Origin of the sequence: Nitratidesulfovibrio oxamicus (assembly GCF_015731765.1) — a bacterium.
Lineage (GTDB): Bacteria > Desulfobacterota > Desulfovibrionia > Desulfovibrionales > Desulfovibrionaceae > Cupidesulfovibrio > Cupidesulfovibrio oxamicus.
This window is the reverse complement of sequence record NZ_VRYY01000225.1, coordinates 1-4,023: the sequence shown is the minus strand read 5'-3', so window position 1 is coordinate 4,023 and position 4,023 is coordinate 1. Positions and strand designations below refer to the sequence as shown.

Annotated in this window: 4 protein-coding genes; 3 read left to right on the top strand and 1 reads right to left on the bottom strand. The window is 65.2% G+C overall.

The annotated features are described in order from the left end of the window. Window positions 1-534: permease (locus tag FVW20_RS09015; RefSeq protein WP_196609151.1), on the bottom strand; the 534-nt coding region annotated here is incomplete at its 3' end. Between the two features lie 788 nt (window positions 535-1,322). On the opposite strand from FVW20_RS09015, the gene FVW20_RS09010 reads away from it, so the two are divergent. The 3 genes from FVW20_RS09010 to FVW20_RS09000 all read left to right on the top strand — a co-directional run. Next, window positions 1,323-2,099, top strand: coding sequence for a DUF169 domain-containing protein (locus tag FVW20_RS09010; RefSeq protein WP_196609150.1), 777 nt, complete (start codon window positions 1,323-1,325; stop codon window positions 2,097-2,099). Window positions 2,100-2,194: 95 nt separating this feature from the next. Next, window positions 2,195-3,334 carry a sulfite exporter TauE/SafE family protein gene (locus tag FVW20_RS09005; RefSeq protein ID WP_196609149.1) on the top strand — a complete coding sequence of 380 codons (1,140 nt, stop codon included), beginning with the start codon at window positions 2,195-2,197 and terminating at the stop codon, window positions 3,332-3,334. A gap of 88 nt (window positions 3,335-3,422) precedes the next feature. Further along, on the top strand, window positions 3,423-4,023 hold a 601-nt coding region (locus FVW20_RS09000), incomplete at its 3' end, for a hypothetical protein (protein ID WP_196609148.1).

The window sequence follows — 4,023 nt, the reverse complement described above, 5'->3', positions numbered from 1 at the left end:
TTCCTGTCCGCTGGCGGGGCCGACAGGGGCATGCCCGCACTCGGCATCTTCATGCCCGCAGCCGCACCCGCAGGCATCCGGACCGCCGGGCACACGGGCGCGCAGCGCACCGTCCACGGCCATGCGGCGCACCGAAATGCCCACCGACACCGCCGTGGCGACCACCACCGCCGCACGCAGCCCGGTCATCAGCGCGTCGCCGCGAAAGGCCACCCAGGTGGACACCATGACCACCGGATTCACCACCGGCGCGGCCAGCATGTAGGCCACCGCCGTCGGCACCGGCACCCCCTTGCCCATCATGCGCCGCACCACGGGCACCACTCCGCATTCGCAGGTGGGCAGCACCGTGCCCAGCGCCACGCCAAAGGCCAGCGCCCCCGGCAACGATTTGGGCACCCGGCGCTCCACCCAGGCGCGCGGCACGAACACCTCCATGCAGGCGGACACCAGCGAGCCCAGCACCAGGAAGGGCAGGGCTTCGAGAAACACGGCAAGGGCGGTCTGGGCGAGATGGATGAGGCGTGCGTCCATGGAATGGTATGTTGGGGAATGATGTGCCGGATGACGCGGCGTGGCTGATACCGCAGGCAAGCGACGAAGAAATGGCCCGAACGGGGCGCGGCGGGCCGGAGAGGGCCGGACAGGACAGGGCCGGGCAGGGTCGGCGGCCAGGGTGCCGCAACGCCCGCATACCCCGCGCTGCATGCAAATGCAACCGGGTTGCATCCAGGTGTCCCTGCACCCCTTGAAGCCTGCCCGGCCACCTTTTGTCCGTGACGGACAGAACGTCGGCTCCGGGCTGGTTTCATGCCTGATTCATATGTCCATTCCATCCGGAATATGCTATCAACGTGGACAAACACCCTCTCTCCATCTTCCTGCCCCGCCTGAACGGTCCCTCATTGCATATTTATTTTATTGAAATGAATTGTTATTATTTATTTCACATAAACCTCTCAAAAATACACACCACCACCCCGTTCCGCTTGTGCGAAAAGTACATTTTTTCGCATTCCCGTTTTCCGTTGCCCGGTTTTTTCACCGCTGGTAGGGGCGGCCTACCGACACGCCACCGTCTCGCATCCGGCTGCCCCGGCTGGCAGGCCCAGGCAGAACCACCGGGCGCGCATGCCGGGTATGCCGCGAAGGCATGCACCCTCCTTCGCCGGAGGCCCCCGGAAGCCTTCCCCGCCTGTGCGGACATGCGAGGGACGACCGGGAATCAAACGGGCGGCGGTACCCGCCACAGGCCGCGCGGCCACGCCGCGCCCAGGCAGGCTCTACACGCAACACGGGCCGCACGCCCGAGGAGATCGCACATGTCGCTGAGCTACAAGGAAATGCAGCAGATCCTGATGGACGAACTGCGCCTGTACCACTACCCCATCGCCGTCAAGTTCTTCTTCGACGAGGCGGAACTGGAAACCTTCAAGGACAAGGCCGAATTCTACCTGCCCGTGAAGCCCATGACCTTCTGCCAGTGGGAAATCGCCGCGCGCATGAAGGGCCAGACCGTACTGTCCGGCCCCGAGGGCCTCGGCTGTTCCAACGCCCTGGTGTCCTTCGGCTGGAAGGAAATCGACGACAACGAAATCAAGAGCCACGCCAAGTACGTGCGCGACCTTGCCCAGGCCGAACGCTTCGTGCGCTCCAAGCCGCGCCTGCCCGAAGGCCTGAAGGCCATCGCCGTGGGTCCGCTGGGCGACGCCGTGGTCGATCCTTCCGTTGTTCACTTCTACTGTGACAACATGCAGGCCTACCACCTGGCCGTGGACTACATGGCCGCCACCGACCAGCACCCGCTGAAGACCAACGTGACCATGAACTCCTCCGCCTGCGGCGGCACCGTGTACTCGTACCAGGAAAAGACCGCCAACATGCTGCCCGCCTGCTCCGGCAGCTACAACGCGGGCAAGACCGAACGCGGCGAAATCAACTTCGTTATCCCCGGCGAACACATGGGCCTTACCGTGGAGCGCCTGCTGGAGCGCAAGCGCAACCTGGGCAGCGGCGCCATCACCCGCCCCGGCGACAACTTCCCCGGCGCGGACATCTGCAAGAACTGTCCGCTGATCATCTTCAAGAAAGAAAAGTAGGCACGACGGGGGCCGCCGCCGTGTCGCCCCCGTGGGCGGCGGCCCCCGTTCCCATTTCGGAAGCGCACCGAAACACCATCCCAAGGAGAGAGACCGTGTCCAAGCACACCAAACACCTGCTGTTGCTCGCGGCCGTCGTTGCCGTAAGCCTTCTGTGGTTCGAGCCCGCCTGGGCCGACAAGCTGTCCGACGCCATTGACGGCGCCGTGCAGGCAGGCAAGGTCAAGGCCGACGCCCCCGCCGGCTTCCTCGGCATTCCCGGCGCCCCCCATGTCAGCCCCATCCTGTCCTTTGCCTGGGCCGTGTGGGTAGGCTGGATCTTCTCCACCGTGGGCGCGTTCGGCGGCGTCATGGCCGGTGTGGGCCACATGACGGTGTTCGGCCTTGGCGGCTACGCCAAGTCGCTGGGCAAGGACCTGCCCCTGAACAAGGTGGCCACCGACTCCATCAAGGCGTCGAACCAGTGGCTGGTGGGCTTCTCGGCCCTTATCTCCTCGTTCAACTACTACAAGATGGGCCGCCTGGTGCTGCCGCTGGCCCTTGCCCTTGGCGCGGGTTCGCTGGCCGGCGCCTGGGCTTCCGCGTACTTCTTCGCGGGCAAGGTGTCCTTCTCGCAGTACCAGGGCTACTTCGGCCTGTTCGTGCTGGTGCTTGGCCTGTACCTGTTCTGGGAAACCTCTCCCGCCGGCCAGGCTTCCAAGAAGAAGGCCAAGGAAGCCGCCAAGGCTTTCGAAGAAGCGGTGAAGAAGATCAAGAGCGGCGAGAAGGTCGATGAAAAGGCCATCGGCGTGCACGTCATCTCCACCAGCCTTACCAAGTGCGTGTTCACCTTCTCGGGCGTGGAATTCCAGTTCAACCCCATCCTGCCCGTGGTGGGCGGCATCGTCATCTCCGCCATCGCCGCGTTCCTCGGCGTCGGCGGCGGCTTCCTGCTGGTGCCGTTCCTGACCAGCATCTCGCAGCTGCCCATGTACCTGGCCGCCGGCACCTCGGCCCTGGCGGTGCTCATCTCCATGGTCACCTCCATCGCCACCCTGGTCAGCAAGGGCACCCCGCTCGACTGGACCATGATCGGCACCGAACTGGTGGGCATCTTCCTGGGTTCCGTCATCGGTCCCCGCACTTCCAAGTACTTCTCCGACATGTGGCTGAAGCGCCTGTTCATCGTGCTGGCCCTGTACGTCGGTATCGACTACGTGCTGCGCGGCTTCTTCAACATCAAGATGTTCGGCTAGCCGAGACTCCATCCCGATTCGCCGGGGGGCGGGGCCTCAAGCCCCGCCCCCTTTCCTTTTCCCGCAAACGAAGGCAACCTGACGCATCATGGATACCCTGCACGCCGCCCTTGCCTGGCTGGATCCCTTCCTCATCGCGCCCTACCGGCTGCCCGGCAACGCCCTGATCGGCTTCGTGCTGGGCACGGCCGTGCTGGCCCTGTGGTGCGTCGCGCTCGGCAGCGGGCTTTCGCTGTGCGCCACGCGCCTCAACCGCCGCCGCCTGGCAGAGCTGCGCCACGGCATGGAGCATCATCACAAATTATCGGAAGCGGCCCTGCGCGCGGGCGACAAGGAAAGCTACAAGGCCGTCAACAGCCAGGCGCACGACGCCTTCGGCCACTATTTCTCGCTGGGCGGGGCCATGTTCTGCGTGTCCATAATTCCCCTGCCCTTCGCCCTGGCCTGGATGGACATGCGCTTTGCCGTGGCCACCCCGGAACTGCCGTGGGAAGCCCCGCTCATCGGCCAGCAGCCCTCCACCCTGTTCTGGTTCCTGCTTCTGTACATTCCGTTGCGCATCACCTATGCCAACGTCATGTCCAGAATAGGGTGGTTCACCCGTTTGCAGGCCTGGGCCGCCACGCCGCCGCCCGGCGCCATCCCCGACGCGGCCCCCGAAGCCACGGCCCCTTCCGGCCCCGCCGCTG

Excerpts from the sequence above, each read along its gene's own strand:
- FVW20_RS09010 (WP_196609150.1), top strand. The coding sequence starts at position 1,323 with ATGTCGCTGAGCTACAAGGAAATGCAGCAGATCCTGATGGACGAACTG.